The 25,963-nt window shown below is 67.7% G+C and carries 25 protein-coding genes; 14 read left to right on the plus strand and 11 right to left on the minus strand.

The genetic code is table 11. The features are described 5' to 3' along the window. Positions 1 to 13: 13 nt before the first annotated feature. The 5 genes from sucD to WJ35_RS13895 all read left to right on the plus strand — a co-directional run bounded on the left by sucD (position 14) and on the right by WJ35_RS13895 (position 5,109). On the plus strand, positions 14 to 895 hold the full coding sequence (sucD, locus tag WJ35_RS13875; protein WP_010090788.1) for a succinate--CoA ligase subunit alpha: 882 nt from the start codon (positions 14 to 16) through the stop codon (positions 893 to 895). A gap of 155 nt (positions 896 to 1,050) precedes the next feature. Further along, entirely contained in the window at positions 1,051 to 1,755 is a 705-nt protein-coding gene (locus tag WJ35_RS13880) for a TerC family protein (protein WP_069239323.1), read from the plus strand. A gap of 98 nt (positions 1,756 to 1,853) precedes the next feature. Then, the gene (locus WJ35_RS13885) at positions 1,854 to 2,435 is read left to right on the plus strand and encodes a pilin (protein WP_042586223.1); all 582 of its coding nucleotides are present in this window, start codon (positions 1,854 to 1,856) and stop codon (positions 2,433 to 2,435) included. 120 nt (positions 2,436 to 2,555) lie between these two features. Next, positions 2,556 to 4,349, plus strand: coding sequence for a PglL family O-oligosaccharyltransferase (locus WJ35_RS13890; RefSeq protein ID WP_069239324.1), 1,794 nt, complete (start codon positions 2,556 to 2,558; stop codon positions 4,347 to 4,349). A 409-nt stretch (positions 4,350 to 4,758) separates the two neighbouring features. Continuing rightward, positions 4,759 to 5,109 carry a TonB family protein gene (locus WJ35_RS13895; RefSeq protein WP_069239325.1) on the plus strand — a complete coding sequence of 117 codons (351 nt, stop codon included), beginning with the start codon at positions 4,759 to 4,761 and terminating at the stop codon, positions 5,107 to 5,109. A gap of 170 nt (positions 5,110 to 5,279) precedes the next feature. Here WJ35_RS13895 and WJ35_RS13900 read toward each other — a convergent pair whose 3' ends face one another. The 4 genes from WJ35_RS13900 to moaC form a co-directional block, all read right to left on the minus strand. After that, a complete protein-coding gene (locus WJ35_RS13900; protein ID WP_060091530.1) occupies positions 5,280 to 6,446 on the minus strand; it encodes a WD40/YVTN/BNR-like repeat-containing protein in 1,167 nt (388 codons plus the stop codon). 79 nt (positions 6,447 to 6,525) lie between these two features. Beyond that, positions 6,526 to 7,473 (minus strand): hypothetical protein, encoded by a 948-nt coding sequence (locus WJ35_RS13905; protein WP_034192670.1) that lies wholly within the window; start codon positions 7,471 to 7,473, stop codon positions 6,526 to 6,528. Continuing rightward, a complete protein-coding gene (locus WJ35_RS13910; RefSeq protein WP_045578817.1) occupies positions 7,466 to 10,153 on the minus strand; it encodes a type VI secretion system Vgr family protein in 2,688 nt (895 codons plus the stop codon). Before WJ35_RS13910 ends, WJ35_RS13905 begins: the two co-directional genes overlap by 8 nt. 117 nt (positions 10,154 to 10,270) lie before the next feature. Then, complete coding sequence (gene moaC / locus WJ35_RS13915) at positions 10,271 to 10,759, minus strand: cyclic pyranopterin monophosphate synthase MoaC (protein ID WP_069239326.1); 489 nt, start codon at positions 10,757 to 10,759, stop codon at positions 10,271 to 10,273. 224 nt (positions 10,760 to 10,983) lie between these two features. On the opposite strand from moaC, the gene WJ35_RS13920 reads away from it, so the two are divergent. Beyond that, complete coding sequence (locus WJ35_RS13920; RefSeq protein ID WP_060236716.1) at positions 10,984 to 12,678, plus strand: M48 family metalloprotease; 1,695 nt, start codon at positions 10,984 to 10,986, stop codon at positions 12,676 to 12,678. A 15-nt stretch (positions 12,679 to 12,693) separates the two neighbouring features. On the opposite strand, the gene WJ35_RS13925 is transcribed toward WJ35_RS13920, so the two are convergent. From WJ35_RS13925 to WJ35_RS13950, 6 genes are all read right to left on the minus strand, one after another. Continuing rightward, positions 12,694 to 13,281 carry a DUF2946 family protein gene (locus WJ35_RS13925; RefSeq protein ID WP_060236714.1) on the minus strand — a complete coding sequence of 196 codons (588 nt, stop codon included), beginning with the start codon at positions 13,279 to 13,281 and terminating at the stop codon, positions 12,694 to 12,696. Further along, the gene (locus WJ35_RS13930; protein WP_010090800.1) at positions 13,274 to 14,308 is read right to left on the minus strand and encodes a hydrolase; all 1,035 of its coding nucleotides are present in this window, start codon (positions 14,306 to 14,308) and stop codon (positions 13,274 to 13,276) included. Before WJ35_RS13930 ends, WJ35_RS13925 begins: the two co-directional genes overlap by 8 nt. 26 nt (positions 14,309 to 14,334) lie before the next feature. Beyond that, a complete protein-coding gene (locus WJ35_RS13935; protein WP_010090801.1) occupies positions 14,335 to 14,781 on the minus strand; it encodes a nuclear transport factor 2 family protein in 447 nt (148 codons plus the stop codon). A gap of 114 nt (positions 14,782 to 14,895) precedes the next feature. Further along, positions 14,896 to 15,936, minus strand: coding sequence for a lipopolysaccharide heptosyltransferase II (gene waaF / locus WJ35_RS13940; RefSeq protein ID WP_045567247.1), 1,041 nt, complete (start codon positions 15,934 to 15,936; stop codon positions 14,896 to 14,898). Between the two features lie 155 nt (positions 15,937 to 16,091). Continuing rightward, positions 16,092 to 16,286 carry a zinc-finger domain-containing protein gene (locus WJ35_RS13945; RefSeq protein WP_006749970.1) on the minus strand — a complete coding sequence of 65 codons (195 nt, stop codon included), beginning with the start codon at positions 16,284 to 16,286 and terminating at the stop codon, positions 16,092 to 16,094. Positions 16,287 to 16,337: 51 nt separating this feature from the next. Then, positions 16,338 to 17,261, minus strand: coding sequence for a branched-chain amino acid transaminase (locus WJ35_RS13950; protein WP_010090803.1), 924 nt, complete (start codon positions 17,259 to 17,261; stop codon positions 16,338 to 16,340). Positions 17,262 to 17,464: 203 nt separating this feature from the next. Here WJ35_RS13950 and WJ35_RS13955 point away from each other — a divergent pair, with 203 nt between their 5' ends. The 3 genes from WJ35_RS13955 to WJ35_RS13965 all read left to right on the plus strand — a co-directional run bounded on the left by WJ35_RS13955 (position 17,465) and on the right by WJ35_RS13965 (position 19,979). Then, the gene (locus WJ35_RS13955; protein ID WP_060236711.1) at positions 17,465 to 18,220 is read left to right on the plus strand and encodes an AzlC family ABC transporter permease; all 756 of its coding nucleotides are present in this window, start codon (positions 17,465 to 17,467) and stop codon (positions 18,218 to 18,220) included. Then, positions 18,217 to 18,540: an AzlD domain-containing protein gene (locus WJ35_RS13960; protein WP_010090804.1), complete on the plus strand. Its 324-nt coding sequence runs from the start codon at positions 18,217 to 18,219 to the stop codon at positions 18,538 to 18,540. The genes WJ35_RS13955 and WJ35_RS13960 overlap by 4 nt, the downstream gene beginning before the upstream one ends. 242 nt (positions 18,541 to 18,782) lie before the next feature. Next, positions 18,783 to 19,979 (plus strand): phosphoglycerate kinase, encoded by a 1,197-nt coding sequence (locus WJ35_RS13965; RefSeq protein WP_060236708.1) that lies wholly within the window; start codon positions 18,783 to 18,785, stop codon positions 19,977 to 19,979. Between the two features lie 157 nt (positions 19,980 to 20,136). Here WJ35_RS13965 and WJ35_RS32520 read toward each other — a convergent pair whose 3' ends face one another. Next, a complete protein-coding gene (locus WJ35_RS32520; protein WP_010090807.1) occupies positions 20,137 to 20,265 on the minus strand; it encodes a hypothetical protein in 129 nt (42 codons plus the stop codon). Here WJ35_RS32520 and pyk point away from each other — a divergent pair. The 5 genes from pyk to WJ35_RS13990 all read left to right on the plus strand — a co-directional run bounded on the left by pyk (position 20,264) and on the right by WJ35_RS13990 (position 25,963). Next, a complete protein-coding gene (gene pyk, locus WJ35_RS13970) occupies positions 20,264 to 21,700 on the plus strand; it encodes a pyruvate kinase (RefSeq protein WP_060236705.1) in 1,437 nt (478 codons plus the stop codon). The genes WJ35_RS32520 and pyk overlap by 2 nt on opposite strands. A gap of 271 nt (positions 21,701 to 21,971) precedes the next feature. After that, positions 21,972 to 23,036, plus strand: a complete 1,065-nt coding sequence (fba, locus tag WJ35_RS13975) for a class II fructose-bisphosphate aldolase (RefSeq protein WP_010090809.1) — start codon at positions 21,972 to 21,974, stop codon at positions 23,034 to 23,036. Between the two features lie 198 nt (positions 23,037 to 23,234). Then, positions 23,235 to 24,125 (plus strand): phosphoribosylaminoimidazolesuccinocarboxamide synthase, encoded by an 891-nt coding sequence (locus tag WJ35_RS13980; RefSeq protein ID WP_010090810.1) that lies wholly within the window; start codon positions 23,235 to 23,237, stop codon positions 24,123 to 24,125. Between the two features lie 19 nt (positions 24,126 to 24,144). Further along, the gene (gene purE / locus WJ35_RS13985) at positions 24,145 to 24,666 is read left to right on the plus strand and encodes a 5-(carboxyamino)imidazole ribonucleotide mutase (protein WP_006763511.1); all 522 of its coding nucleotides are present in this window, start codon (positions 24,145 to 24,147) and stop codon (positions 24,664 to 24,666) included. 103 nt (positions 24,667 to 24,769) lie between these two features. Continuing rightward, on the plus strand, positions 24,770 to 25,963 hold the full coding sequence (locus tag WJ35_RS13990) for a 5-(carboxyamino)imidazole ribonucleotide synthase (RefSeq protein ID WP_060236703.1): 1,194 nt from the start codon (positions 24,770 to 24,772) through the stop codon (positions 25,961 to 25,963).

Consider the following 25,963-nt stretch of genomic DNA (forward strand, 5'->3'; position numbering starts at 1 on the left):
GAGGTCAAAATACATGTCGATTCTGATCAACAAGGACACGAAGGTCATCACGCAGGGCATTACCGGCAAAACCGGTCAGTTCCACACGCGCGCCTGCCGTGAATATGCAAACGGCCGCGAAGCATTCGTCGCGGGCGTGAACCCGAAGAAGGCCGGCGAAGATTTCGAAGGCATTCCGATCTACGCAAGCGTCAAGGAAGCGAAGGCAGAAACCGGCGCGACCGTGTCGGTCATCTACGTTCCGCCGGCAGGCGCAGCGGCTGCGATCTGGGAAGCGGTCGAAGCCGACCTGGATCTCGCGATCTGCATCACGGAAGGCATCCCTGTGCGCGACATGATCGAAGTGAAGGACCGCATGCGTCGCGAAGGCCGCAAGACGCTGCTGCTCGGGCCGAACTGCCCGGGCACGATCACGCCGGACGAACTGAAGATCGGCATCATGCCGGGTCACATCCACCGCAAGGGCCGCATCGGCGTCGTGTCGCGTTCGGGCACGCTGACGTATGAAGCCGTTGCGCAGCTGACGGCGCTGGGCCTCGGCCAGTCGTCGGCAGTCGGCATCGGCGGCGACCCGATCAACGGTCTGAAGCACATCGACGTCATGAAGATGTTCAACGACGATCCGGATACGGATGCGGTCGTGATGATCGGCGAGATCGGCGGTCCGGACGAAGCGAACGCCGCGCAGTGGATCAAGGACAACATGAAGAAGCCGGTCGTCGGCTTCATCGCGGGCGTCACGGCGCCTCCGGGCAAGCGCATGGGCCACGCCGGCGCGCTGATCTCGGGCGGTGCGGACACGGCCGAAGCGAAGCTGGAAATCATGGAAGCGTGCGGCATCACGGTCACGCGCAACCCGTCGGAAATGGGCCGCCTGCTGAAGAAGGCGCTGTAAATTCCGCGTGGGTCCGTCCTGCAGAAAACGCCGGCCCAGCCGGCGTTTTTTGTTACTCTCGCAAAATGTTCCCGTAAGGCTGCGCGCGCATCGTGCGGCCGGCGGCGAACCCGCGTGCGCCCGCGCCCGGCAGACTGTCCACCCCGCGTCCGTCCATGCTCGAATTCCTGTCCACGCTCCACTGGGGCGCCGTGTTCCAGATCGTCGTCATCGATATCCTGCTCGGCGGCGACAACGCGGTCGTGATCGCGCTCGCGTGCCGCAACCTGCCGGCGAACCAGCGCCTGCGCGGCGTCGTCTGGGGCACCGCCGGCGCGATCCTGCTGCGGATCGTGCTGATCGCGTTCGCGGTCGCGCTGCTCGACGTGCCGTTCCTGAAGTTCGCGGGCGGCGTGCTGCTGCTGTGGATCGGCATCAAGCTGATGGCGCCTGCCGCCGACGCGCACGACGACATCAAGCCGGCCGACAAGCTGTGGGCGGCCGTGAAGACGATCGTGATCGCCGACGCGGTGATGAGCCTCGACAACGTGATCGCGATCGCCGGCGCGGCGGAGCGGGCCGACCCGTCGCACCGGCTCGCGCTCGTGATCTTCGGGCTCGTCGTCAGCGTGCCGATCATCGTGTGGGGCAGCACGCTGGTGCTGAAGATGCTCGACCGCTTTCCGATCATCGTCACTTTCGGCGCGGGGCTGCTCGGCTGGATCGCCGGCGGGCTGATGGTGAACGACCCGGCCGGCGACCGCTGGCCGCTGCTCGACACGCCGGCGGCGATCCATGGCGCGAGCATCGCCGGCGCGCTGATCGTCGTCGCCGCCGGCTTCCTGCTGCGGCGCCGCCGCGGCGTCCCGCAAGCGCATTGACGGTTGGCCGTCCGGCCGACTGCCGGCCGCACGGCCCGCTGGCTACGATCGAAACGCCTGCCTGGATCGGCAGGCGTTTTTCGTTTCCGGAGCCTGTCATGTTCGAAGCCTTTTCCGTTTCGCTGTTCCGCCGTCTCGTCGTCGACCTGCGTCGGGCGCGCCGGCGTCCCGCCGGTTTCACGCTGATCGAGCTGATGATCGTGCTGGCGATCGTCGGCGTCGTCGCCGCCTATGCGATTCCCGCCTACCAGGATTACCTCGCGCGTTCGCGGGTCGGCGAGGGGCTTGCGCTCGCGTCGTCCGCGCGGCTTGCGGTCGCCGACAACGCGGCGAGCGGCGCGGGCCTCGCCGGCGGCTACAGCCCGCCGGCCGCGACCCGCAACGTCGAGTCGGTCCGGATCGACGACGAGACGGGCCAGATCTCGGTCGTCTTTACCGCCCGCGTCGCAGCGGGCGATGCGAACACGCTGGTGCTGGTGCCGTCCGCGCCCGACAAGGCGGAGGCGCCGACCGCGCGCGTGGCGCTCAGGAAGGGCGCGATGCAGGCGGGCGCGATCGCGTGGGAGTGCTTCGCCGCGGGCAAGCAGGCGTCGTCGCTGCCCGCGCCGGGTGCTGGGCCGCTGCCGGCCGAAGCCGCGACGCTGCCGGCGAAGTATGCGCCGGCCGAATGCCGCGCGTAGCGGGCGGGCAGGGCGGTGATCGCCGGATCGATGCGGCCGGCCATGCATCCGGCGTGACGGCTCCGCACAGAGCGGGGAAAGTTTTGTATAGTGCGCCGGTTGCTGATATCCGGTTTGCTCATGCCCTCTTCCTTTTCCCGCTCGTTGCCGCTCGTCGCGCTGGCGGTCGCCCTGATCGTGCCGTACGCGATCACGAATCACACGTATCCGATTCCGACCTTCTATTCCGAGTTTTCCGCGCTGGCGCTGTATCTGCTGCTGGGCGCGTCCGTGATCCTGCTCGTGCGGACGAGCCGGCCGGCCACGCCGTTTGCGGCGCCGGCCGCGTTCGCCGCGCCGCTCGGCTTCGCGGCCGTGCTCGTCGCGCAGGTCGCGCTGATGCCGCTGCGGGTGCCGTCGATGAACTGGCTGGCCGTCGGCTACCTCGGCGCGGCGCTGGTCGCGATGCAGGCGGGCTACGTGCTCGCGCGCGAGCAGCTCGCGGAAGCGGCGGCGCGGATCATGGCGGGCGCCTTGCTCATCGGCGGCGTGTTCGCCGTGTTCTGCCAGGTCGTGCAGTTGTTCCGGCTCGAGTCGGTGCTGTCGCCGTTCGTCGTCGTGTACAACATTGCGGTCGAGCGCCGGCCGTACGGCAACATGGCGCAGGCGAACCATCTGGCGACCTACATCGCGTTCGCGCTCGCAGGCGCGTTGTATCTGGTGCAGACGCGCCGGCTCGCCGTGTGGGCGTGGCTGTTGCTGTCGGTCGTGCTGTCGGGCGGGCTCGCGCTCACCGTGTCGCGCGGGCCGTGGCTGCAGGTCGCGGTGATGGTGGTCGCCGGCTTCTGGATGGCGTGGGCCGAATCGCGCGGCAAGCCGGGCGCGCCGGCCAACGTGCGCGCGCGCGCGTGGCTGATGCCCGTGCTGCTCGCCGCCGTGTTCGTCGCGGTGAACGGCGCGGTGCGCTGGGCGAACCTGCACTATCACCTGAATCTCGCGGTGTCGGCGGCCGAACGGATGCGCGACGCGGGCCAGATCGCGCCGCGCCTCGCGCTCTGGAAGTACGGCCTCGCGATGTTCCGCGAGCATCCGCTGCTCGGCGTCGGCTGGGGCGAGTTCCCGTCGCACCAGTTCGCGCTCGCGCGTGCACTCGGCGGCGTCGAGATCGCGAACAACTCGCACGACATCTTCATCGACCTGCTCGCGAAATCCGGCCTGCTCGGCCTCGGCGTGCTCGTCGTGACGCTCGTGCTGTGGTTCGTGCGCGCGCTGCGCGCGCCGCAGACGAGCACGCGCGTGTTCGGTTTCGCGCTGGTCGGCGTGCTGCTGATGCACGCGCTGGTCGAGTACCCGCAGCAGTACATGTTCTTCCTGCTGCCGGCAATGTTCGTGATCGGCCTGCTCGAGGCGAAGCCGCTGCGCATCGTGCCGCGCGGCGCGGCGTTCGCGCTGTTCGCGCTGCTGACGGTCGGCGGCCTGCTGGCGGCGTTGCCGGTGTTGCGCGACTATCAGCGTGCGGAAGTGCTGTATTACGGCACCGACCCGGCCGCGCAGTATCGCGACGCGCCGTCGCTGCTGTTCGGCGCATGGGGCGACTACGGCGCGGCGACGCTGCTCACGCTTTCGCGCGACGCCCTGCCGGCCAAGCTGGCGGCGCACGAACGCGCGATCGCGCTGCTGCCCGGCGAGACGGTGCTGCGCCGCTATGCGGTGCTGCAGGCGCTGGACGGCCGCGACGCCGGCGCGCTGGATACGGTCGCGCGCCTGCATGTTTTCGCGAAGGAACTGAAGGACTGGCCGCAGCAGCTCGCGGCGCTGTACAAGCTGTGCGACGAACAGCCGTCGCTGAAGGCTTTCAAGGCGGCCTTGGTCGCGAAGTACGGGGAAGTGCCGGCCGACGCGGAAGACGACGACTCCGAAGACGATTCGGAATAACGCGCGCCGCGCCGGGCGGGAAGTCCCGGCGCGCGCCGGATCGTGGTGAAGCGGCGGTGCGGTGGCGGCTCGTGACGGCGCGCACATTGCTTCCCGTCGCGAACGGGTAGCGACGGAATCGCGCGATTCGCGTCAACCATTGTCAAATCGTCGCCACGGGAAAGACGGCACGTGCACAATGCGCGGAAGCGTTCGCGTGCGCGCGGCGATGTCGGCCGCACGAGCGAGCGCAGGTCCGCAGATCCGGGAGCCTGCCTGGAACGATCGCGGCCGATGCCACGCGCGGCCATGCGGCCGTAGCGGGGCGCCGGTCCGATGGCCGCGGCGCGGGGCGATGCTGGCGGTGCGGCGGACGATGTCCGCCGGCGCGACGCTCGCCTGGAACAGTACTGAAGAACGATATTCGACCATGGCCCTTCGCTCGACCCTTCTGATCCTGCCGGCCGTCGCCGTGCTGTTTTCCGGCTGCGCGATGCTGTCGTCGTCGCAGGAAAGCAAGCTGACGTGCCGCATCCCGCGCGCCGTCTATCCGGACAATGCGAAGCCGCTTACGCGCCGAGTCACCGTGCTCGTACGCGCGCTGATGACGACGTCCGGCGAAGCGCAGAACGTGACCGTGACGACGAGCAGCCGCAACGCGGCGGCGGACCGCGCGGCCGTCGACGCGATGACGCATGCGAGCTGCGCGCAGACCGGCGCGACCGCGAATCCGTTCACGCTGACGCAGCCGTTCGTGTTCGAGCCGCGGCGCGGGGAGTAGTGGGGGCTGGTGCGGGTGATCGTGGTGTGGCGCACCGGCCGGTTGTGGTCGTTGACTGCCTGCCGGCGCGCCGCGGCCACGTCGCGCTTCGCCGCTTCGTCGAGTGGCCTACGCTCGGTGTCGCGGCAGCAGGTTCGCTCTATCGGCGCGCGAGCGCGCCGATGCAGCGATCAGAAGGTGCGCTTTTTCAGCGTATATCCGTGCAACCAGTACAGCGTGTTGGTCTGCGCGTCGAAGTAGCCGCCTTGTGCAACCTTGTCGGCGGTTTGATCCCACGACTTGCCGCCGTCGGTGCTGGTGAACGTGAGGTCGATCGGCGCACCGCCGCGACTGCCCGAGTTCGGGTCGGTGGCATAGACGAGCAGGAGGCCGTCACGGCCGACGCTCAGGCTGTCGAGCCTGAGCGTCTCGTCGAACGTGCGCAGTTGGTGCACCGACTCCGGATGGTCGTTCGTCCACATGGAAATGGCGCCCACCCGGCGGCCGTTGTCGCGACTCTCGCCGTTCTGCGGCTTGTCCAGACGTGACAGCGCGTACAGCGAATAGTGTGTCGCCGGTCCCGGCGTGGTATCGAGCGCAGTGATGACCTGGCCCGGCAGTTCGGTTTCGGTCACGAAGGCGTGCTGCTCCCAGTCGAGCCGGCCGATCACGCTGTGTGCCGGCGTCTCTGCAGTCGGAGCGATGGAGTAGGCGACACGCAGCACACCGTCAGGGCCGAGGCTCACCGCATTGAAATTCTTGCGCGTCTTGCCGGCGACGCGCGCATCGACCGGCACGTCGATCGCCTGCCACGTGTTGCCGCCGTCCGCGGTGCGCCATACTCGCGGGCCCCAGCCGATCGCGTAGCCGCGCTGCGGATCGATGAACAGCAGGCGGCCGATGTTCTGGTTTTCGGGCCATTGCAGTTGCGACCACGTTTGGCCGCCGTTGAGCGATTTCCACAGCTTCGTCGTCTGAGGCGCATCGCCGCCATGTGCCTCCGGTGCCTTGTAGTTCATCCATGAGGTGCTGATGAACTGAACCGACCAGTCTGGCGAATACCACCATGCGGCATTCTGGCCGACTTGCTGGAACTGGCGTTTCATCCCGCCGTCGATGGTCCCGCGAAGGAAGCTGATCGTCATGCGGTTCAGCAGCTCGCCTGTGTCGTTCATCCAGGCTTCGGTCGGCTCGGGCCGCTGCGGTTCGTTCGATTCAGCGGTGGGCTTGAATGTCACCTCGGGATTGGCGAGCTTGACGCTCATCACGTCGTTGCCCTTGATGCGGAAGCTGCCGCCGCCATACGGTGTGTCGTTCCGCATGAAGTTGGTCGAGATCGTTTCCCAGCTCGTTGCCATATTTACGTACCCGTATGTTGCAATGGCCAGGGCAACGAGGCTCCCGGCGATCCATTTCCATCGTTTGAGTTTTAGCATGTCACTTGTTTAGCAAACGTTCCAGCGCCCGGCTGACTTCGTCGGACGTGTCCGAACTCCATTCGCGTGCTTTCCTGGCCACGTCTGAGCCCCACTCTCGCGCCTGGTCGGCCGCTTCCGAACTCCAATCGTGCGCCTTTTGTTTGGCGACCGGGATACCCGCGTCCCACGCTTGCTTGAGCGTCCGGCCATCGCCCCATTCCTGAAGATTCGGCCGCATGCCGATCTTGGTTAGATCCGCGACCGGTAGACCGGCCAGCCCACCGTCCAGATAAGCCAACGGGTGGGTGACAAAGGCGAAAGTCTTGAACGTGTCCCCGTTGTTTTCGAGTTCGAGTTCGTATCGTTCCACTTGCATTGAAAGCTCACCGTTGCCCGGCTTCGCACTCTTGAATGCGATCTGGTCTCCCTGCATGTTTTGCTGCAGCCCGATTTCGATGTAGCGCTGAAGCCACCACCGGGCGTTTTCCAGCCATTTCTTTCCTTGAGCCGTTAGAGTGGGATAAAGATTCTTGCCGTAGTCCGAACAATAGTAATAGCCGTAACTCACGTAGTAATCGGGCGGTTTGTGCCCGCAACCGATATGGCGCATCATGAAATTGCCGTGGCGCGACCAGTCGGAATCTGTACTTTTCAGTTCGATCAGCTTTTCCCGTCGATGTAGCAGGCGGCGCGCGACTTCCTTGTCTTTCCATGGATCCCACGAGGTCGCGAATTTCTTCACGGTTTCCCATGCACTCGATTTGCTGACCTTTTCGACCGTCTCCCAGTACTCGCCGTGCAGCGGCTGGTAGTAGAAGGGACACGTGCCGACAATGGAATCTGCGGCCGGTGGTGCGTACTTGTCGCAGATATTGATCGCCACCTTTGGACGATCCTTGTAGCCCGTCGGCGTCAGCATCCCGGAGCCGGTGCCGAGTACGTTCTTGTCCGGTTGCCCGTCAGCCATTCGATTTCCCCAAAAACTTGACGACGACGTCGTGCGGCACGTGGCTCTGCGTGAGCCCCGTCTCACCGGCCGCGTTGGTGACGCCTTCTGAGATCAACTTCCCGTTCGAAAACATCTGATACCGAGTGTTCGCAACCGGGATGTCGGTGCCGGCCCAGTGCGCGATGAAGGCCTGATCGTAGTTGCCCGTCGAGTTGGGCAGTGTCGGCATCGTTTGCGCCAGATGCGTGGGCCCGCTGAATGCGTGTTGCGCACCCTTGACGTCGATCTTGCCGGGCGCATGGACTTCAATGTTGCCGTCCGCGATCCGGATGTAAGCGCCGCCGGACGTCAAGAGGATCTCCTTCGCCGCAGCGCCTTCGAGTGCCCCGGTGGCCGCGATCAGCTTCAGCGTTTTCTGGGCGGTCAGCTCGATGTTGTCAGCCTGTGCTTGCACTTCAACCCTGCCCTTGCCGGCGAACAGCTTGATCCCGGCGTTCTGGGCGAACAGGCTGATGCGGTCGATCACGCTGGCGACCAGCGATTTCCCCGCGGCGACATGCGTGCTTTGCCCGCTGACGACGTTGATGTGCCGGTCCGCAGCAACATGCACAGATTGTTGTGTCGACATCCCGATGCCTGCCGGACTGCCGAACAGCATCACAGGTTCCTTGAACGCATTGGCGATGCCCGTGCCGCCGCCGGCGGTTCTGCCGCCCGACGTGCTGCCGGTCACGCTGCGTTGAGTTGCATCGGTGAACTGCTTCAGTGCCGAATGCCCGGACTCGAGCGGCTCCGCTCGATGCTGCGTGCTGACATCCGACATGGCTTCCATCAGGCCTTCCGCCCGAACGAGCTGTTGCTGCGTTTCCTGAACGTCGAGCGGTTGGCTTGCCGGCTGCTTCTCGTGCGTCGTGACGTACAGGCCGCGGTTCGCGCGCACTGCGCCATATGCGTCCGACCGCAGGTCGAAGCCGCTGCCGAGATAGCTGCCGCGATTATTGCCTGCGTGCTCGATCAAATAGCCGAGATGCAGATGCGCATTGGTCTGGCTGCTATACAGGTGTACGCGATTCTGCGACGTCGCATCGTCGAGGACCAACTGGTTGTACCCGACGCCCGCATATTCCTTGGAGCGATATCCGGACAGGATGCCGTTGCTGTGCCATTGCGGACTTGTTGCGCCGTTATAGACCTTGCCTACGATGATCGGTCGATCGCAGTCGCCGCCGACGAAGTCGACCAGCACCTCCTCGCCGCTGCGGTGTGGATGAACGGCGCCGTAGCCATTTCCGGAATCCGACGTCGTGGCACGTAGCCAGCACGACGCCTTCTCGTCACCGTCGTTCAGGCGATCCCAATGAAAGCGGACTTTGACACGGTTTAGTGCATCCGTGTGAACCTCTTCGCCCTGCGGTGCGACGACGATCGCCGATTGCAAATGCATCGTCGGCTTCGCATGCTCGAACGGGCTGCGAAACGGTACGGTCGTGCGCTGTGCTTCCACGCGAATCTGAAAGAAGCCCTCGCTACCATCGGAATGACGGACGCGCGACAGGGCGGAATCTGTCGCGTGCACGATGCTGTCGATCTCCGCCTTCAGGCTATGAGGAAAAACCGCCTGCTCGTCCGCCACGGGGAGGTTGTTGACAATGACCCACGCCGTCTCGATTACGGCGAATTCGCGCTGGCCGGGATCGTCCTTGTCGTGTTCGGGGTGATCGGCGAATTGGAACGTGCGCCCCGCGTCCATGCGCCGCACGCCGCCGACGCCGTGAAAACGCTTCGCGCGCGACTCCTGATCCTCCATCCAGAGCTTCGACAGATGGTCGCCGCGGGATTGCTCGGCATACGTATGCGCGCCCGTGTATTCATAGACCTCCAGCTGCTGCGGGAGGTCGCCCTGGTTCGCGATCGTCGGCGTGTGAGTGGCCTTCGGATTCGCGGCGGTGGGCGGCTGCTTGTAGTCGAACGTGCGCGTGGCGCGCTCGACGCTCCGCAGCGTACGAGTGCCAGAGAAATGGACGAGTGTGTCGGCTTCGTCGCTTGTACCCGCGCGATGAAAATGCACTACTCGTGGCGACAGCGCGGGCAGCGCGTCGAGGCGGTCGACGATGACGAACCGGTGCGACTTGCCGTCTCGGTCCTGTTCCCAGAAACCGTACAGGCCTTCGGATTCCATCAGCCGGTGCACGAAATTCCAATCGTCCTCGTCCTGCATGCAGAACGAGCGAATTGGTACCGGCTGGTAGAGCCTGAAGGCGAAGCGTCCCTTTGCCTGCGGATGCTGGTTCAGTACGTCGGCAATGATGTCTTCCGCGGACTGATCCTGCCAGATGCGCTGGTCGCGGCGGAACTTAAGGAAATGCAGGAACGATGCAAAAGCAATCTGGTAGTACGTGACACCGCTGTCCGACCCGAGCCGGCGAGCGGAATGCACGTAGCCGTGGTGAGGCGCGTACGATTGATCGCTCTGCTGTATCCACAGCGTCACCGGCTGCGCGATCAGCTTCTTGAGCTCGATGTTGTCGGATACGGAAACCGCATCGACGATAAACTCGAATTGGCGCCCGAGTCGCGACCACCCCTTGACGCGGTGCGGCAACAGTATGTCGGGGCCAAGCGGCGTATCTAGTTTGACAAGGCGCTCATGCTGGACCGGCCTGCCCAGCATCGCGCTTCTCAACATGTTCGAATTCATTACCAGGACTCACTCTTTTTGTTCTGCTGGTCACACGCTCTCTCGTGTGGAATCCACCAATTGTATGAGATAAAGGCGCTGGAATCTCCCCTCGCGGACCGACAGCCTTTCTCGCCCTCAACCCCCCGCATCCTCCGCCGTCCAATCCCCCGACTTCCCGCCGCGCTTCTCCCTGACGCTCACGTCGGTGATCACCATCCCGCGATCGACGGCCTTGCACATGTCGTACACGGTCAGGAGCCCGACCTGCACCGCGGTGAGCGCCTCCATCTCGACGCCGGTCCGCCCGAACGTCTCGACCTGCGCGACGCAGCGCACGCCCGGCAGCGCGTCGTCGAGCTCGAAATCGACCGCGACGCGGGTCAGCGCGAGCGGATGGCACAGCGGAATCAGGTCGGCGGTGCGCTTCGCGCCCTGAATCGCCGCGATGCGCGCGACGCCGAGCACGTCGCCTTTTTTCGCCTTGCCGTCGCGAATCAGCTCGAACGTCGCCGGCAGCATCCGGATCGTGCCGCGCGCGACGGCGATACGCTGCGTTTCCTGCTTGCCGCCGACGTCGACCATGTGCGCGTGGCCGGCGGCGTCGAAATGGGTGAGTCCAGACATGTCGTGCTCCTGTCGACCGAATCCGGCGCGTCGACGCCCGGTTCGGTCCCGTGCATAGCTTGAAGGGCGCCTATCATAGCAGCGGGCGCCCGCGCCGCCGGCGCACAACCCGCGGACGATCCGTGCGGGACAGCCGGGCCGGCGCCGGTACAATGGCCACGATATTTATACCAATCGCCGCAAAGCGCGCGCCGCGCGCGGGACGGCGTCGCGATCATCCTGCCATGCGTGTCAAACAGTTGCTTGTCGCGTTGCTGTCGGCGGCCCTGGCGCTGCCGCCCGACGGTTACGCGCAATGCACGGGCGCCTTGCCGCTCGAGGCGGCGGGCGCCGGTCTCCCGTCGATCTCGACCGTGCCGTCCGGCATTGCGCCCGACGTATTCGGCACCTACGGCGGCGCCGAGAGCCGGTTTTCCGGCGCCACCGGCGTGTCGAATTCCGCCGCCGGCCTGCGCGCGCCGCTGCGGGCGCTGCAGCTGCCCGATCTCGGCGACGGCTCCGGCGGCGCGCTGACGCCGCAGGCCGAGCGCAAGCTCGGCGAACGGGTGATGCGCGAGGTGCGGCGCGACCCCGACTATCTCGACGACTGGCTCGCGCGCGATTACCTGAACACGATGGCGGCACGGCTCGCGGCCGCGGCGACCGCGCGCTTCATCGGCGGCTATGCGCCCGACTTCGAGCTGTTCCCGGTGCGCGACGCGCAGATCAATGCATTCTCGATGCCGGGCGGCTTCATCGGCATCAACACCGGGCTCTTCATCACGACGCAGACGGAATCCGAGCTCGCGTCGGTCGTCGGCCACGAGATGGGCCACGTGCTGCAGCGGCATATCGCGCGGATGATCAACGCGAGCGAGAAGACCGGCTACACGGCGCTCGCGACGATGCTGCTCGGCGTGCTGGCGGGCGTGCTCGCGCGCAGCGGCGATCTCGGCAGCGCGATCGCGATGGGCGGGCAGGCGTACGCGGTCGACAACCAGCTGCGCTTTTCGCGCTCGGCGGAGCGCGAGGCGGACCGCGTCGGCTTCCAGCTGCTCGCGGGCGCGGGCTACGACCCGTACGGGATGCCGGGCTTCTTCGAGCGGCTGGACCACGCGTCGATGGGCGATGCAGGCGTGCCGGCCTACGCGCGCACCCACCCGCTGACGGGCGAGCGGATCGCCGACATGGAGGATCGCGCGCGGCGCGCGCCGTACCGCCAGCCGCACCAGTCGGCCGAGTACGGGTTCGTGCGCGCCCGGCTGCGCATCCTGCAGAACCGCGCGCCGACCGACATCGCGGCCGAGGCGCGCCGGATGCAGCTCGAGATCGACGACCATACCGCGGCGAACGTCGCCGCGAACGCGTACGGCGTCGCGCTCGCGAACACGCTGCTCGGCCAGTACGACGCGGCGGGGCAGGCGTTGGCGGCGTCGCGCGCCGCGTTCGATGCGCGCGCGCGGCGCGACGACGATCCCGCGACGAGCTCGCCGAGCCTCGACGTGCTGGCCGCTGACCTCGCGCGCCGCGCGGGGCGCACCGACGACGCGGTGCGGCTCGCGGCGCTCGCGCAGCGGCGCTGGCCGGCGTCGCACGCGGCGATCGTCGCGCATCTGCAGGCGCTCCTGGCCGCGCGCCGCTTCGGCGAAGCGCAGGCGCTCGCCCGCACGCAGGCGCAGGCCGATCCGCAGCAGCCGGACTGGTGGGACTACCTCGCAAAGGCGAGCGACGGCAAGGGCGACATGCTCGCGCGGCGCCGCGCACTGGCGGAGAAGCTCGCGCTCGACGGCGCGTGGCCGGCGGCGATCCGCCAGCTGAAGGACGCGCGCGATGCAAAGGATGTGTCGTTCTACGACCAGTCGATGCTCAACGCGCGCCTGCTCGAATTCGAGGCGCGCTACAAGGAAGAGCGCGAGGACGAGAAGAACGGCAGGAGCTAGCCTGTCGCGGCGGCGTCAGTGCTCGTCGGCCGGCGCAGTGCGCGCCCGTTCGGCGGGACTCGCGACGAAGCCGAAGCGCGCCGGCACGTCGGCGCGCGCGATCTCGCCGAGCGGCAGCGCGCGGTCGTCGCGCCAGCGCAGCACGGGCGGCGTCGCGTCGAGATCCGCATGGTCGGCGAACAGTCCGAGATCGTGATCGTGCAGCGCGGCGACGCGCGGCGGCGCGCCGGCGTCGCGAAACAGCACGCCGCCCGCGTCGTCGAGCCACGCTTCCCGCGGCTCGAACGGCCGGCCGGCCTGATCGGCGAGCGTCAGCCGGCCGTCCTGTTCGGCGAGCCGCACGATCCACGGGGTATACGCGAGCTCGACGTATACGCGCTGCGGCCCGTTCTGGAAGAACCACTGGCCGTGCTCGTCGGCTTCATAGTTGCGGGCGATGAACGCGACCAGCGCCGCATGGCGCAGCGGCGTGCCGAGCTCGCCGGCCGCCTGCGCGGCGTCGTCGCGCAGGCGCCAGCCGCCGCGCCGGTCGAGCAGCAGCCAGCCGGTGCAGTGCGGCACGTCCGGCCACTTGGCGAGCGCCTGCCTGACGATGTCATCCATGGTCGACGAACCGGGCGCAATAGCCGAACACGCGCACCGACAGCCAGTCGAGCCGACCGGGGAACGGCCCGGTCATGAAACCCGCGTGGCCGCCGTCTTCGGGCTGGTCGAGCTCGACGGCGGGCGACACGTCCGCCGGGCCGGGCAGCGCCGACGCGGGCAGGAACGGGTCGTTGCGGGCGTTGAGGATCAGCGTCGGCACGTCGATCGCGGGCAGGAGCGGGCGGGTGGTCGCCTTCGTCCAGTAGTCGTTCGCGTCGGCGAAGCCGTGCAGCGGCGCGGTGACGACGTCGTCGAAATCATGCATCGTCACCGCGTTCAGCATCGCTTCGCGGTCGAACAGGCCCGGAAACTGCTCGAGCTTGACGAGCGCCTTGCGCTTCAGCGTCTTCAGGAAGCTGCGCGTGTAGAGCATCGCGAAACCTTGCGACAGCGCACGGCCGCCCGCATGCACGTCGAGCGGCGTCGAGATCGCGGCGGCGGCGCGCACGACCGACGTGTCGCCGCGGTGCTCGCCGAGCCAGCGCAGCAGCACGTTGCCGCCGAGCGACACGCCGGCGGCGACGATCGGCCCGCGATGCTGCGCGGCGAGGCGCTTGAGGATCCAGTCGACCTCGGCGCTGTCCGCGAGGTGGTAGAAGCGCGGGCGGCGGTTCATCTCGCCGCTGCAGCTGCGAAAATGCGGAACGACGCCGTGCCAGCCCTTCGCGCGCGCGGCGGCCATCAGCGCGAGCGCGTAGTGCGAGCCGGAGCTGCCTTCGAGGCCGTGGAACAGCACGAACAGCGGCGCGTCGGGCGCCGGCGCCGCGCTGTCGAGATGGGCGATCCAGTCGAGATCGATGAAGTCGTGATCGGGCGTTTCCCATCGCTCCCGCCGGTAGGCGACGGCCGGCCGTCGCGCGAACAGCGCCGGCACGATGGTTTGCGCATGGCTGTTCGGCAGCCAGCGTGGCGCGCGATAGCGCAGTGTGTCGTCATCCGGGGTGTTGCCCCCGTCAAGCGATGTGGGCGGAGAAGCCGTACTCATGATCGCCCCGCGTCTTGGTCAATTCGTCAATGCAGCGGGCCTTGCCCGTGGCGGATCTTGGCGGCGAACTGCCCGGCCGCCTGGTCGGGAATCGGGCTCGCATGGATGTGCGCGATGCGCCATTCGCCGCGCTCGTGAATCATCACGTAGGTCGCGAACACCATGTCGGGCTCGGCAGTGAGGTCGGCCTGCTGATGCGCTTCGGCGATCGTGTAGACGACGGTGCCGAGGCTGTCGTACACGCGGATGTCGAGCGGCTCGATCGTCACCGGCTGCGTGGACAGCCGGGCGCCGAGCCCGCTGCGGATCTGGTCGAGGCCGTGCAGATGCGCGCCGTCCGCCCAGATGCAGCTGGCGAAATCCTCGTCGATCCACAGGGCCATCAGCGCGTCGAGATTGGCATCGGCGATGGCTTGGTAGTAGGCGTTGAGCGTATCGGCGGCGGCTTCGAAGAGGCGGGCAAAACGTGGCATCGGGTTGTTCTCTCGCGCGCATCGCGCGCCGTATTCAGCACGGCGGCCAGGAGGCCGCCGCGCTCCGGTGAATCGGATTGCCCGGCGCGCGCCTCGCGACGCTGCCGGTGGAGGTCAGCGTTGCCCGACGAGCATGCCGCGCAGATCGCCGAATACTTGCTCCGGGCCGAGTTCGCGCAGGCACTTCAGGTGGCCGAGCGGACACTCGCGCTCGAAGCAGGGACTGCATTCGAGATGCAGCCATTGTACCTTCGCCAGCTCGGACAGCGGAGGGGTATGACGCGGATCCGTCGAGCCGTACAGCGCGACGAGCGGCCGGCGCAGCGCCGCGGCGACGTGCATCAGCCCGGAATCGTTGGTGACGACCGCGTTCGCGCGGGCGATCAGCGCGCACGCCTCGGACAGCGATGTCTGCCCGCACAGGTTGCGCACGTGCGGTGCGTGCTCGGCGATCGCCTGCGCGGCCGCGGCGTCCTTCTGCGAGCCGAGCGCGATGATCTGCGTGTACGGGAACGACTGGTGGACGATCTTCGCGAGCGACGCGAAGTGCTCGGGCGGCCAGCGCTTGGCCGGGCCGTATTCCGCGCCGGGGCAGAACACGACGAGCGGCATCCGTGTATCGAGATTGAAACGTGCGGACACGCGCGCCGTTTCATTCAGGTCGGCTTCGAGGCGCGGCGGCGGCAGGGTTTTCATCGACTCGGGCAGCTTTGCGCCCGGCGCGTACGCGAGCGCCGCGTAGTGGCCCGTCATCGGCGGCCGCTCGCCGTGCGCCTTGTTCGGGTTCGCGTGCCGCACGTTCAAGAGGCCATAGCGGTGCTCGCCCGTATAGCCGATCCGCAGCGGGATGTTCGCGAGCCACGGGATCACCGCGGACTTCAGCGAGTTCGGCAGCACATAGGCCGCGTCGTAGCCGTTGTCGCGCAGGTCGCTCGCGAGCTGCCAGCGGCGCAGCAGCTGCAGCTTGCCGTGCGCGAGATCGGTCGCGTAGACATCGTGGATCTCCGGCATGCGCTCCAGCACCGGCGCGACCCAGGTGGGCGCGACGGCATCGATCGCGATGCGGGGATGGAGTTTCTTCAGCAGCGCAAAGAGCGGCTGCGCCATCAATGCGTCACCGATCCAGTTCGGTGCGATAACCAGCGCTCGACGCATCAGGTCGACTTCCGATGTCGTAATGAAGCACGGCGCGTGGGCGCCGCGTTCGGGTTGCCAGAATGGGAAGGGCGGCGCGCCCGTCATCCGGTCGCGCCGCCGTGCGTGTCGGCCGGGCCGCGCAGGCCGGGCCGCGGGGGCCGGTCGTCCCGGGCTCAGTGGCCCTTGACGACCTCGCCGTCGCGCAGCTTGTAGCGCGTGCCGCAGTACGGGCAGCGCGCCTCGCCGTGCGACACGTCGATGAAGACGCGCGGGTGCGCGCTCCAGCGGGCCATCGCGGGGTTCGGGCAGTAGGCGGGAAGATCCTTGGCCGTCAGCTCGACCAGCGGCATTTCCTTGATTTCACTCATGGGTCTTTCTCTAGTTCACTTTCTTGTGGGGCATTCGCGTGCGGCGCGCGCTCAGATCTTCGTCAGCCAGTGCGCGTACTTCGCATTCTTGCCCGACACGATATCGAAGAATGCCGATTGCAGCTTTTCCGTGACCGGGCCGCGCGCGCCGCTGCCGATCGTGCGGTTGTCCAGCTCGCGGATCGGCGTGACTTCGGCGGCGGTGCCGGTGAAGAACGCCTCGTCGGCCGTGTAGACCTCGTCGCGCGTGATGCGCTTCTCGATCACCTCGATGCCGGCATCCTTCGCGAGCGTGATGATCGTGTCGCGCGTGATGCCGTCGAGGCACGACGACAGGTCCGGCGTGAACAGCTTGCCGCGGTTTACGAGGAAGAAGTTCTCGCCCGAGCCTTCCGACACGTAGCCGTCGACGTCGAGCAGCAGCGCCTCGTCGTAGCCGTCGGCGGTCGCTTCCTGGTTCGCGAGGATCGAGTTCACGTACCAGCCCGACGCCTTCGCGCGGACCATCGACACGTTGACGTGGTGGCGAGTGAACGACGACGTCTTCACGCGGATGCCCTTCGCGAGGCCTTCCTCGCCGAGGTATGCGCCCCACGGCCATGCGGCGATCGCGACGTGGATCGTGTTGCCCTTCGCGGACACGCCGAGCTTTTCCGAGCCGACCCAGATGATCGGGCGCAGGTAGCACGACTCCAGCTTGTTCTCGCGCACGACGTCGCGCTGCGCGCCTTCGAGGGTTTCCTGGTCGAACGGCACGTCCATCTGGAAGATCTTCGCGGAGTTCAGCAGGCGCTTCGTGTGCTCGTGCAGGCGGAAGATCGCGGTGCTGCCGTCGGCCGTCTTGTACGCGCGCACGCCTTCGAAGACGCCCATGCCGTAGTGCAGCGTATGGGTCAGGACGTGGATCTTGGCGTCACGCCAGTCGATCAGCTTGCCGTCCATCCAGATCTTGCCGTCGCGGTCGGCCATTGACATAGGATTCTCCTGTCGGAAGCGGTTGTGTGCAGCGTTGAGCGGGAAAGGCGCACATTTTAGCGTCTTTTGGCGTCAACCCGGGCGGTCGGCGCGGGGGCGAGGCTATAATCGCCCGGTACCGATTCCAACGACGACGGGCTGCGCCGGCAGGAGACGCCGGCGCCCCTCGCAAACCGCCCGCCGCGGCGCCTTCTTTCTTCCCCATGCCTGCTCGATTGTCCGCCACCGACCGCTTCGCGCTGATCCAGGGCGCGCGCGACTATTCGCCCACGCTGATGGCCATCCTGTCCTGGGGGCTCGTCACGGGCATCGCGATGAGCAAGTCGGTGATGACGCTCGGGCAGGCGACCGCGATGTCGCTGCTCGTCTACGCGGGCTCGTCGCAGCTCGCGGTGCTGCCGCTCCTCCTCGCGAAGCTGCCGCTCTGGACCGTGCTGCTCACCGCCGCGATGGTCAACACGCGCTTCGTGATCTTCAGCGCCGGGCTCGCCCCCCATTTTTCCTACCTGCCGCTGTGGCGGCGTCTCGCGATCGGCTATTTCAACGGCGACGTGATCTACCTGCTGTTCCAGAAACGGGGCTTCGCGACCGGCCACGTGCCGGGCAAGGAAGCGTATTTCTGGGGGATGGCGCTGTCGAGCTGGCTGTCGTGGCAGGTGTCGTCGATCGCCGGGATCCTGCTCGCGAGCTTCTTTCCCGCGAGCTGGGGGCTCGAGCTCGCGGGCACGCTCGCGCTGATCCCGATCATGGTGTCGGCGGTCGCGAACCGCTCGACGCTGGCCGCCGTCGCGGTCGCCGGCGTCGTGTCGCTGGTTGCGTTCGACCTGCCGTACCGGCTCGCGCTGCCGCTCGCGGTGCTGGCCGCGCTCGCGGCCGGCTGCACCGCCGACTTCTTCGTCGAGCGGGCCGACTGGCGCCGCATCCGCACTGAAACCGTGCAGCAGAAGGAGGTCGAATGAGCGCCGTGCAGATCTGGCTCGTCATCATCGGCATGACGCTCGTCACGGCCGTTACCCGCGCGCTGTTCCTGATCGGCGGCGAGCGCACCGTGCTGCCCGAGCGCGCGCAGCGCGCGCTGCGCTACGCGCCGGCGGCGGCGCTCGCGGCCGTCGTGCTGCCCGACGTGCTCGAAACCCCGGCCGGGCTGTCGTTCGCACTCGCCAATCATCAGTTCTATGCGGCGCTCGCCGGCTTCGGCTGGTACCTGTGGCGGCGCAGCATGCTCGGCACGATCGTCGTCGGGATGCTCGTGTTCACCGGCCTGCGCCTGGTCGCCTGATGCGCGCGCATCGGCTTGGCCGCATCGCAGCATTCCGCGTTGTCCCAAATAGGCGGAATTCGCCGCCATGCGGGCAGGCGTCCGAACGGATCGGCTAGAATGCCCGTTCCAGATTTTTTACCCGTGCGCGTCATGCGGATCCGCCAGCCACGGCCGCATCCGGCGCCCTCAGCGGCAGCCCGCGCACGTGTTGCGTAAGACCCCTTTCTTTTTTCCCCATCCACCACTTCAATTTGTCCAACATGAGCCAAGTCAAGCGTCTTACCGACCTGATCGCCGCCGGCCAGCTCGCCGGCAAGCGCGTGTTCATCCGCGCCGACCTGAACGTCCCGCAGGACGACCACGGCAACATCACCGAAGACACCCGCGTGCGCGCGTCCGTGCCGGCCATCAAGGCCGCGCTCGACGCCGGCGCGGCCGTGATGGTCACGTCCCACCTCGGCCGCCCGACCGAAGGCGAGTTCAAGCCGGAAGATTCGCTCGCGCCGGTCGCAAAGCGCCTCGCCGAGCTGCTCGGCCGCGACGTGCCGCTCGTCGCGAACTGGGTCGAGAACGGCGTGAACGTCGCGCCGGGCCAGGTCGTGCTGCTCGAGAACTGCCGCGTGAACAAGGGCGAGAAGAAGAACTCGGACGAGCTCGCGCAAAAGATGGCGAAGCTCTGCGACGTGTACGTGAACGACGCGTTCGGCACCGCGCACCGCGCCGAGGCGACCACGCACGGCATCGCGAAGTACGCGAGCGTCGCATGTGCGGGCCCGCTGCTCGCGGCCGAGCTCGACGCGCTCGGCAAGGCGCTCGGCAACCCGGCGCGCCCGCTGGTGGCGATCGTCGCGGGCTCGAAGGTGTCGACCAAGCTGACGATCCTCAAGTCGCTCGCGGAGAAGGTCGACCAGCTGATCGTCGGCGGCGGCATCGCGAACACGTTCATGCTCGCGGCCGGCCTGCCGATCGGCAAGTCGCTCGCGGAAGCCGACCTCGTCGGCGAGGCGAAGGCGATCATCGACGAAGCGCGCAAGCGCGGCGCGTCGGTGCCGATCCCGACCGACGTCGTCACCGCGAAGGAATTCGCGCCGACGGCCGCCGCGACCGTGAAGAAGGTCGCCGACATCGAGGCGGACGACATGATCCTCGACATCGGGCCGGAAACGGCCAAGGCGCTCGCGAGCCAGCTCGAGAAGGCCGGCACGATCGTCTGGAACGGCCCGGTCGGCGTGTTCGAGTTCGACCAGTTCGGCAACGGCACGAAGACGCTCGCCGACGCCATCGCCAAATCGTCCGCGTTCTCGATCGCGGGCGGCGGCGATACGCTCGCGGCCATCGCGAAGTACGGCATCCATGACCAGGTCAGCTACATCTCGACGGGCGGCGGCGCCTTCCTCGAGTTCCTCGAAGGGAAGAAGCTGCCGGCGGTGGAAGTGCTCGAAACGCGGGCGGCCTGAGCGTGGCGGCGCGCGCAGGGGTGACGAAGGCCGCGCGCTCCGCGAAGGCGGAGCCGACGGCCGGCGCGGGCAAGCGCAAACGCGCGCCCGCGCGGGCGAACACCGCCCCGCGCGCACCGGCGGCCGCCGGCGACGCGGCCATGCAGCACCACGAGATTCAGAACAAAGCGACGCCGGGCGCCAGCACCGGCGCGCCCTCCGGAGCGGCCGCCGCTGGGCCTGCCGCGTCCGGCTCTCGCAGCGTTTCACCCAGCGCATCCACCTTGATCCAGATGAGGAGTTTCATGCAGCGCGCCACCAAGATAGTCGCCACGATCGGCCCGGCTTCCAGTTCGCCGGAGATTCTGCTGCAGATGATGCAGGCGGGCCTCGACGTCGTGCGGCTCAATTTTTCGCACGGCACCGCCGATGATCACCGCCAGCGCGCCGAGATGGTGCGCGAGGCCGCCCGCAAGGTCGGCCGCGAGATCGCGATCATGGCGGACCTCCAGGGGCCGAAGATCCGCGTCGGCAAGTTCGAGAACGGCAAGACGACGCTCGAGCCGGGCCAGCCGTTCATCCTCGACGCGGGCTGCGAGCTGGGCAACGACGAGCGCGTCGGCCTCGACTACAAGGAGCTGCCGCGCGACCTGAAGCCGGACGACGTGCTGCTGCTGAACGACGGCCTGATCGTGCTGACCGTCGAGCGCGTGCTCGGCGACGAGATCCACACGATCGTCAAGGTGGGCGGCGAGCTGTCGAACAACAAGGGGATCAACCGGCAGGGCGGCGGGCTGTCGGCGCCGGCGCTGACCGCGAAGGACATGGAGGACATCCGCACCGCGATGTCGCTCGGCGCGGACCTCGTCGCGGTGTCGTTCCCGAAGAACGCGACCGACATGGAAATGGCGCGCCAGCTCGCGAACATCGCGGGCGCGCCGTACGGCATCAAGCCGAAGATGATCGCGAAGATCGAGCGCGCGGAGGCGATTCCGGCGCTGCAGAGCATCCTCGACGCATCCGACGGCATCATGGTCGCGCGCGGCGACCTGGCCGTCGAGGTCGGCAACGCGGCCGTGCCGGCGCTGCAGAAGCGCATGATCCGGATGGCGCGCGAGTCGAACAAGCTCGTGATCACCGCGACGCAGATGATGGAATCGATGATCCACGCGCCGGTGCCGACCCGCGCCGAGGTGTCGGACGTCGCGAACGCGGTGCTCGACGGCACCGACGCGGTGATGCTGTCGGCCGAGACGGCCGCGGGCAGGTTCCCGGTCGTGACGATCGAGACGATGGCGGCCGTCTGCGTCGAGGCCGAGAAGTCCGAGCACGTCGAGCTGGACAAGGATTTCCTCGACCGCACGTTCACGCGGATCGACCAGTCGATCGCGATGGGCGCGCTGTTCACCGCTTACCACCTGGGCGCGAAGGCGATCGTCGCGCTGACGGAGTCGGGCGCGACCGCGCTGTGGATGTCGCGCCACTACACGCACGTGCCGATCTTCGCGCTGACGCCGCGGGTCGGCAGCGAGCGCACGATGGCGCTGTACCGCAACGTCACGCCGCTGCACGTCGACTTCAACAGCGATCGCGACGCGGCGCTCCAGCAGGCGATCGAGCTGATCGTCCAGCGCGGGCTCGTCGCGCGCGGCGACATGGTCGTGCTGACCGTCGGCGAGCCGATGGGGCAGGCGGGCGGCACCAATACGCTGAAGATCGTCCGGGTCGGCGAGCATTACTGACCCGGCGGCCCGATTCGATCGGGCACCGTTTTATTGCCGAAAGCCGCGCGGGGTCCGATGCCCCGCGCGGCTTTTTTTCTGATTTTTGCCCGCATTGTGCCGTGCGAAGGTAACAAATTGCGAGCGGAGGCCGCCAACCGGTCGGATTCGGAGGCGCTTCGCGATAAAATGCGCCTATTCGACGCTCAGCCGCGCCCGTCCGACCGGGGTCACCCTGGCCAGGCCGCGCCGGCGCTCAGGGCGCACCGGTTTTCATTCAAGGAGTTCCACAATGCCTCTCGTATCAATGCGTCAATTGCTGGACCACGCGGCAGAGCACGGCTACGGCCTGCCGGCCTTCAACGTGAACAACCTGGAGCAGGTGCAGGCGATCATGGCGGCGGCGGACCAGGTGGGCGCACCCGTGATCATGCAGGCATCGGCCGGCGCGCGTAAGTATGCGGGCGAGCCGTTCCTGCGCCACCTGATCGAAGCGGCGGTCGAGTCGTATCCGCACATCCCGGTCGTGATGCACCAGGACCACGGCCAGTCGCCGGCGGTCTGCATGGCGGCGATCCGCAGCGGCTTCACCAGCGTGATGATGGACGGTTCGCTCGAGGCGGACGGCAAGACGGTCGCATCGTACGAGTACAACGTCGACGTGTCGCGCAAGGTCGTCGAGATGGCGCATTCGATCGGCGTGACGGTCGAGGCGGAACTCGGCGTGCTCGGCTCGCTCGAGACGATGAAGGGTGACAAGGAAGACGGCCACGGCGCCGAGGGCACGATGACCCGCGAGCAGCTGCTGACCGATCCGGAGCAGGCTGCCGACTTCGTGAAGCTCACGCAGTGCGACGCGCTCGCGATCGCGATCGGCACGTCGCACGGCGCGTACAAGTTCTCGAAGAAGCCGACGGGCGACATCCTGTCGATCCAGCGCATCAAGGAGATCCACGCGCGCATCCCGAACACGCACCTCGTGATGCACGGTTCGTCGTCGGTGCCGCAGGAGCTGCTGGAAGAGATCCGCCAGTTCGGCGGCGACATGAAGGAAACCTACGGCGTGCCGGTCGAGGAAATCCAGGAAGGCATCAAGCACGGCGTGCGCAAGATCAACATCGACACCGACCTGCGTCTCGCGATCACCGGCGCGATCCGCCGCTACCTGTTCGAGAACCCGGGCAAGTTCGATCCGCGCGACTACCTGAAGCCGGCGCGCGAAGCGGCGAAGAAGGTCTGCGTCGACCGCTACCTCGCGTTCGGCTGCGAAGGCCAGGCCGGCAAGATCAAGCCGGTGCCGCTCGACAAGATCGCCGAGAAGTACAAGGCAGGCGAGCTCGCGCAGGTCGTGCGCTGAGACTGTAGTACGATCCGGGGCTGCCGGCCGGCGGATGTCCGCCGGCCGTGACCGTCCCGCCGGCCGAAAAAGGGCCGGCCGGCGCCGCCCGGGCCTTGCCGCCCGGCCGCACGCCGAAGTATCGCAAGGCCGCCGTTCCCGCCAGCCGCGGGGAACGGCGTTTCCCTTTTTGTTTGGCTCCTTATCTGCGAAAAGACGATGTCTACCCTCTACGAATCCACGCTCCGCTCGCTGCCGCTCCTCGGTCGCGGCAAGGTCCGCGACAACTACGCGGTCGGCAACGACAAGCTCCTGATCGTCACGACCGACCGCCTGTCGGCATTCGACGTGATCATGGGCGAGCCGATTCCGAACAAGGGCCGCGTGCTGAACCAGATGGCGAACTTCTGGTTCGACAAGCTCGCGCACATCGTCCCGAACCACCTGACGGGCGACGCGCCGGAAGCGGTCGTCGCGGCCGACGAGGTCGAGCAGGTCAAGGGCCGCGGCGTGGTGGTCAAGCGCCTCGAGCCGATCCTCATCGAAGCCGTCGTGCGCGGCTACCTGGCCGGCAGCGGCTGGAAGGAATACCAGGAGAGCGGCGCCGTGTGCGGCGTCAAGCTGCCGGAAGGCCTGCAGAACGCGCAGAAGCTGCCCGAGCCGATCTTCACGCCGGCCGCGAAGGCCGAGATGGGCGAGCACGACGAGAACATCACGTTCGAGGAAACCGAGCGCCGCATCGGCACCGAGCTGGCCGCGACGATCCGCGACATCTCGATCAAGCTGTACAAGGAAGCGGCTGACTACGCGGCGACGCGCGGCATCATCATCGCCGACACGAAGTTCGAATTCGGCCTCGACAACCACGGCAAGCTGTACCTGATGGACGAAGTGCTGACGGCCGATTCGTCGCGCTTCTGGCCGGCCGACCAGTACCAGGTCGGCACGAACCCGCCGTCGTTCGACAAGCAGTTCGTGCGCGACTGGCTCGAGGCGCAGCCGTGGGGCAAGACGGCGCCGGCGCCGGCGCTGCCGGCCGACGTCGTCGAGAAGACGGCCGCGAAATATCAGGAAGCGCTCGAGCGCATCACCGGCCAGCCGCTCGCCTGAGCATCGACGGGAACACGAAATGAGTGAAGTCCAGACTGCCCACACGCACAGCGCGCCGCTCGTCGGCGTGCTGATGGGTTCGAGTTCCGACTGGGACGTGATGAAGCATGCGGTGGCCATCCTGCAGGAGTTCGGCGTGCCGTACGAGGCGAAGGTCGTGTCCGCGCACCGGATGCCCGACGAGATGTTCGACTATGCGGAGAAGGCGCGCGAGCGCGGCCTGCGCGCGATCATCGCCGGCGCGGGCGGCGCGGCGCACCTGCCGGGCATGCTCGCCGCGAAGACGACGGTGCCGGTGCTCGGCGTGCCGGTCGCGAGCAAGTACCTGAAGGGCGTCGATTCGCTGCACTCGATCGTGCAGATGCCGAAGGGCGTGCCGGTCGCGACCTTCGCGATCGGCGAGGCCGGCGCGGCGAACGCGGCGCTGTTCGCGGTGTCGATCCTGTCCGGCACGTCGGCCGACTACGCGAACCGGCTCGCCGCGTTCCGCGTGCGCCAGAACGAGGCCGCGCACGCAATGGTGCTGCCGCCGCTGGAATGAATGCAACGGGCCGCCCGGACCAGGGCTGCCCGGCAACCGGGCAGTCGAACCCGGATTGTCCTTACTGCGGCGGGCGCGCTGCCCGCCGTGACCGACCACTGACATGACCACTTCTCAATCCACTTCCCCGATCCTGCCCGGCGCCTGGCTGGGCATGGTCGGCGGCGGCCAGCTCGGCCGCATGTTCTGCTTCGCCGCGCAAGCGATGGGCTACCGCGTCGCCGTGCTCGATCCCGATCCGACGAGCCCCGCCGGCGCGGTCGCCGACCGCCACCTGCGCGCGGCGTACGACGATGAAGCCGCGCTCGCCGAACTGGCGGCGCTGTGCGACGCGGTGTCGACCGAGTTCGAGAACGTCCCGGCCGCGAGCCTCGATTTCCTCGCGCGCACGACGTTCGTCGCGCCGGCCGGCCGCTGCGTCGCGGTCGCGCAGGACCGGATCGCGGAGAAGCGGTTCATCGAGGCGTCCGGCGTGCCGGTCGCGCCGCATGTCGTGATCGAATCGGCCGCGGCGCTCGCCGCGCTCGACGATGCGGCGCTCGACGCGGTGCTGCCGGGCATCCTGAAGACCGCGCGGCTCGGCTACGACGGCAAGGGGCAGGTGCGGGTGAGCAGCGCGCAGGAAGCGCGCGACGCGCACGCGGCGCTCGGCGGCGTGCCGTGCGTGCTGGAGAAGCGCCTGCCGCTGAAGTACGAGGTGTCGGCGCTGATCGCGCGCGGCGCCGACGGCCGCTCGGCCGCGTTCCCGCTCGCGCAGAACACCCACCACGCGGGCATCCTGTCGCTGACGGTCGTGCCGGCGCCGGCCGCCGATGCCGCGCTCGTCGAGAAGGCGCAGCAGGCCGCGGTGCGGATCGCCGACACGCTCGGCTACGTCGGCGTGCTGTGCGTCGAATTCTTCGTGCTCGAGGACGGCTCGTTCGTCGCGAACGAGATGGCGCCGCGCCCGCACAATTCCGGCCACTACACGGTCGATGCGTGCGCGACGAGCCAGTTCGAGCAGCAGGTGCGCGCGATGACGCGCATGCCGCTCGGCAACCCGCGCCAGCATTCGCCGGCCGCGATGCTGAACATCCTCGGCGACGTGTGGTTCCCGGACGGCGCCGCGGGCGCGTCCGTCACGCCGCCGTGGGACCAGGTCGCCGCGATGCCGGCCGCGCATCTGCACCTGTACGGCAAGGAAGAGGCGCGCGTCGGCCGCAAGATGGGCCACGTGAACTTCACGGCCGCGACGCGCGACGACGCGCTCGGCGCGGCCACCACGTGCGCGCAGCTGCTGCGCGTGCCGCTCGACTGA

It is taken from the genome of Burkholderia ubonensis (assembly GCF_001718695.1).
GTDB classification, from domain to species: Bacteria; Pseudomonadota; Gammaproteobacteria; order Burkholderiales; family Burkholderiaceae; genus Burkholderia; species Burkholderia ubonensis_B.

What these genes read in the sequence shown, in the direction of transcription:
- fba (WP_010090809.1), top strand. Translation starts at nt 21,972, where the DNA reads ATGCCTCTCGTATCAATGCGTCAATTGCTGGACCACGCGGCAGAGCAC.
- WJ35_RS13905 (WP_034192670.1), bottom strand. Translation starts at nt 7,473, where the DNA reads ATGGCTGACGGGCAACCGGACAAGAACGTACTCGGCACCGGCTCCGGG.
- WJ35_RS13955 (WP_060236711.1), top strand. Translation starts at nt 17,465, where the DNA reads ATGCCTGCTCGATTGTCCGCCACCGACCGCTTCGCGCTGATCCAGGGC.
- WJ35_RS13920 (WP_060236716.1), top strand. Translation starts at nt 10,984, where the DNA reads ATGCGTGTCAAACAGTTGCTTGTCGCGTTGCTGTCGGCGGCCCTGGCG.
- WJ35_RS13960 (WP_010090804.1), top strand. Translation starts at nt 18,217, where the DNA reads ATGAGCGCCGTGCAGATCTGGCTCGTCATCATCGGCATGACGCTCGTC.
- WJ35_RS13885 (WP_042586223.1), top strand. Translation starts at nt 1,854, where the DNA reads ATGTTCGAAGCCTTTTCCGTTTCGCTGTTCCGCCGTCTCGTCGTCGAC.
- pyk (WP_060236705.1), top strand. Translation starts at nt 20,264, where the DNA reads ATGCAGCGCGCCACCAAGATAGTCGCCACGATCGGCCCGGCTTCCAGT.
- WJ35_RS13890 (WP_069239324.1), top strand. Translation starts at nt 2,556, where the DNA reads ATGCCCTCTTCCTTTTCCCGCTCGTTGCCGCTCGTCGCGCTGGCGGTC.
- sucD (WP_010090788.1), top strand. Translation starts at nt 14, where the DNA reads ATGTCGATTCTGATCAACAAGGACACGAAGGTCATCACGCAGGGCATT.
- WJ35_RS13880 (WP_069239323.1), top strand. Translation starts at nt 1,051, where the DNA reads ATGCTCGAATTCCTGTCCACGCTCCACTGGGGCGCCGTGTTCCAGATC.
- moaC (WP_069239326.1), bottom strand. Translation starts at nt 10,759, where the DNA reads ATGTCTGGACTCACCCATTTCGACGCCGCCGGCCACGCGCACATGGTC.
- WJ35_RS13895 (WP_069239325.1), top strand. Translation starts at nt 4,759, where the DNA reads ATGGCCCTTCGCTCGACCCTTCTGATCCTGCCGGCCGTCGCCGTGCTG.
- WJ35_RS13925 (WP_060236714.1), bottom strand. Translation starts at nt 13,281, where the DNA reads ATGGATGACATCGTCAGGCAGGCGCTCGCCAAGTGGCCGGACGTGCCG.
- WJ35_RS13990 (WP_060236703.1), top strand. Translation starts at nt 24,770, where the DNA reads ATGACCACTTCTCAATCCACTTCCCCGATCCTGCCCGGCGCCTGGCTG.
- waaF (WP_045567247.1), bottom strand. Translation starts at nt 15,936, where the DNA reads ATGCGTCGAGCGCTGGTTATCGCACCGAACTGGATCGGTGACGCATTG.
- WJ35_RS13935 (WP_010090801.1), bottom strand. Translation starts at nt 14,781, where the DNA reads ATGCCACGTTTTGCCCGCCTCTTCGAAGCCGCCGCCGATACGCTCAAC.
- WJ35_RS13950 (WP_010090803.1), bottom strand. Translation starts at nt 17,261, where the DNA reads ATGTCAATGGCCGACCGCGACGGCAAGATCTGGATGGACGGCAAGCTG.
- WJ35_RS13980 (WP_010090810.1), top strand. Translation starts at nt 23,235, where the DNA reads ATGTCTACCCTCTACGAATCCACGCTCCGCTCGCTGCCGCTCCTCGGT.
- WJ35_RS13945 (WP_006749970.1), bottom strand. Translation starts at nt 16,286, where the DNA reads ATGAGTGAAATCAAGGAAATGCCGCTGGTCGAGCTGACGGCCAAGGAT.
- WJ35_RS32520 (WP_010090807.1), bottom strand. Translation starts at nt 20,265, where the DNA reads ATGAAACTCCTCATCTGGATCAAGGTGGATGCGCTGGGTGAAACGCTG.
- purE (WP_006763511.1), top strand. Translation starts at nt 24,145, where the DNA reads ATGAGTGAAGTCCAGACTGCCCACACGCACAGCGCGCCGCTCGTCGGC.
- WJ35_RS13900 (WP_060091530.1), bottom strand. Translation starts at nt 6,446, where the DNA reads ATGGCAACGAGCTGGGAAACGATCTCGACCAACTTCATGCGGAACGAC.
- WJ35_RS13965 (WP_060236708.1), top strand. Translation starts at nt 18,783, where the DNA reads ATGAGCCAAGTCAAGCGTCTTACCGACCTGATCGCCGCCGGCCAGCTC.
- WJ35_RS13910 (WP_045578817.1), bottom strand. Translation starts at nt 10,153, where the DNA reads ATGAATTCGAACATGTTGAGAAGCGCGATGCTGGGCAGGCCGGTCCAG.
- WJ35_RS13930 (WP_010090800.1), bottom strand. Translation starts at nt 14,308, where the DNA reads ATGAGTACGGCTTCTCCGCCCACATCGCTTGACGGGGGCAACACCCCG.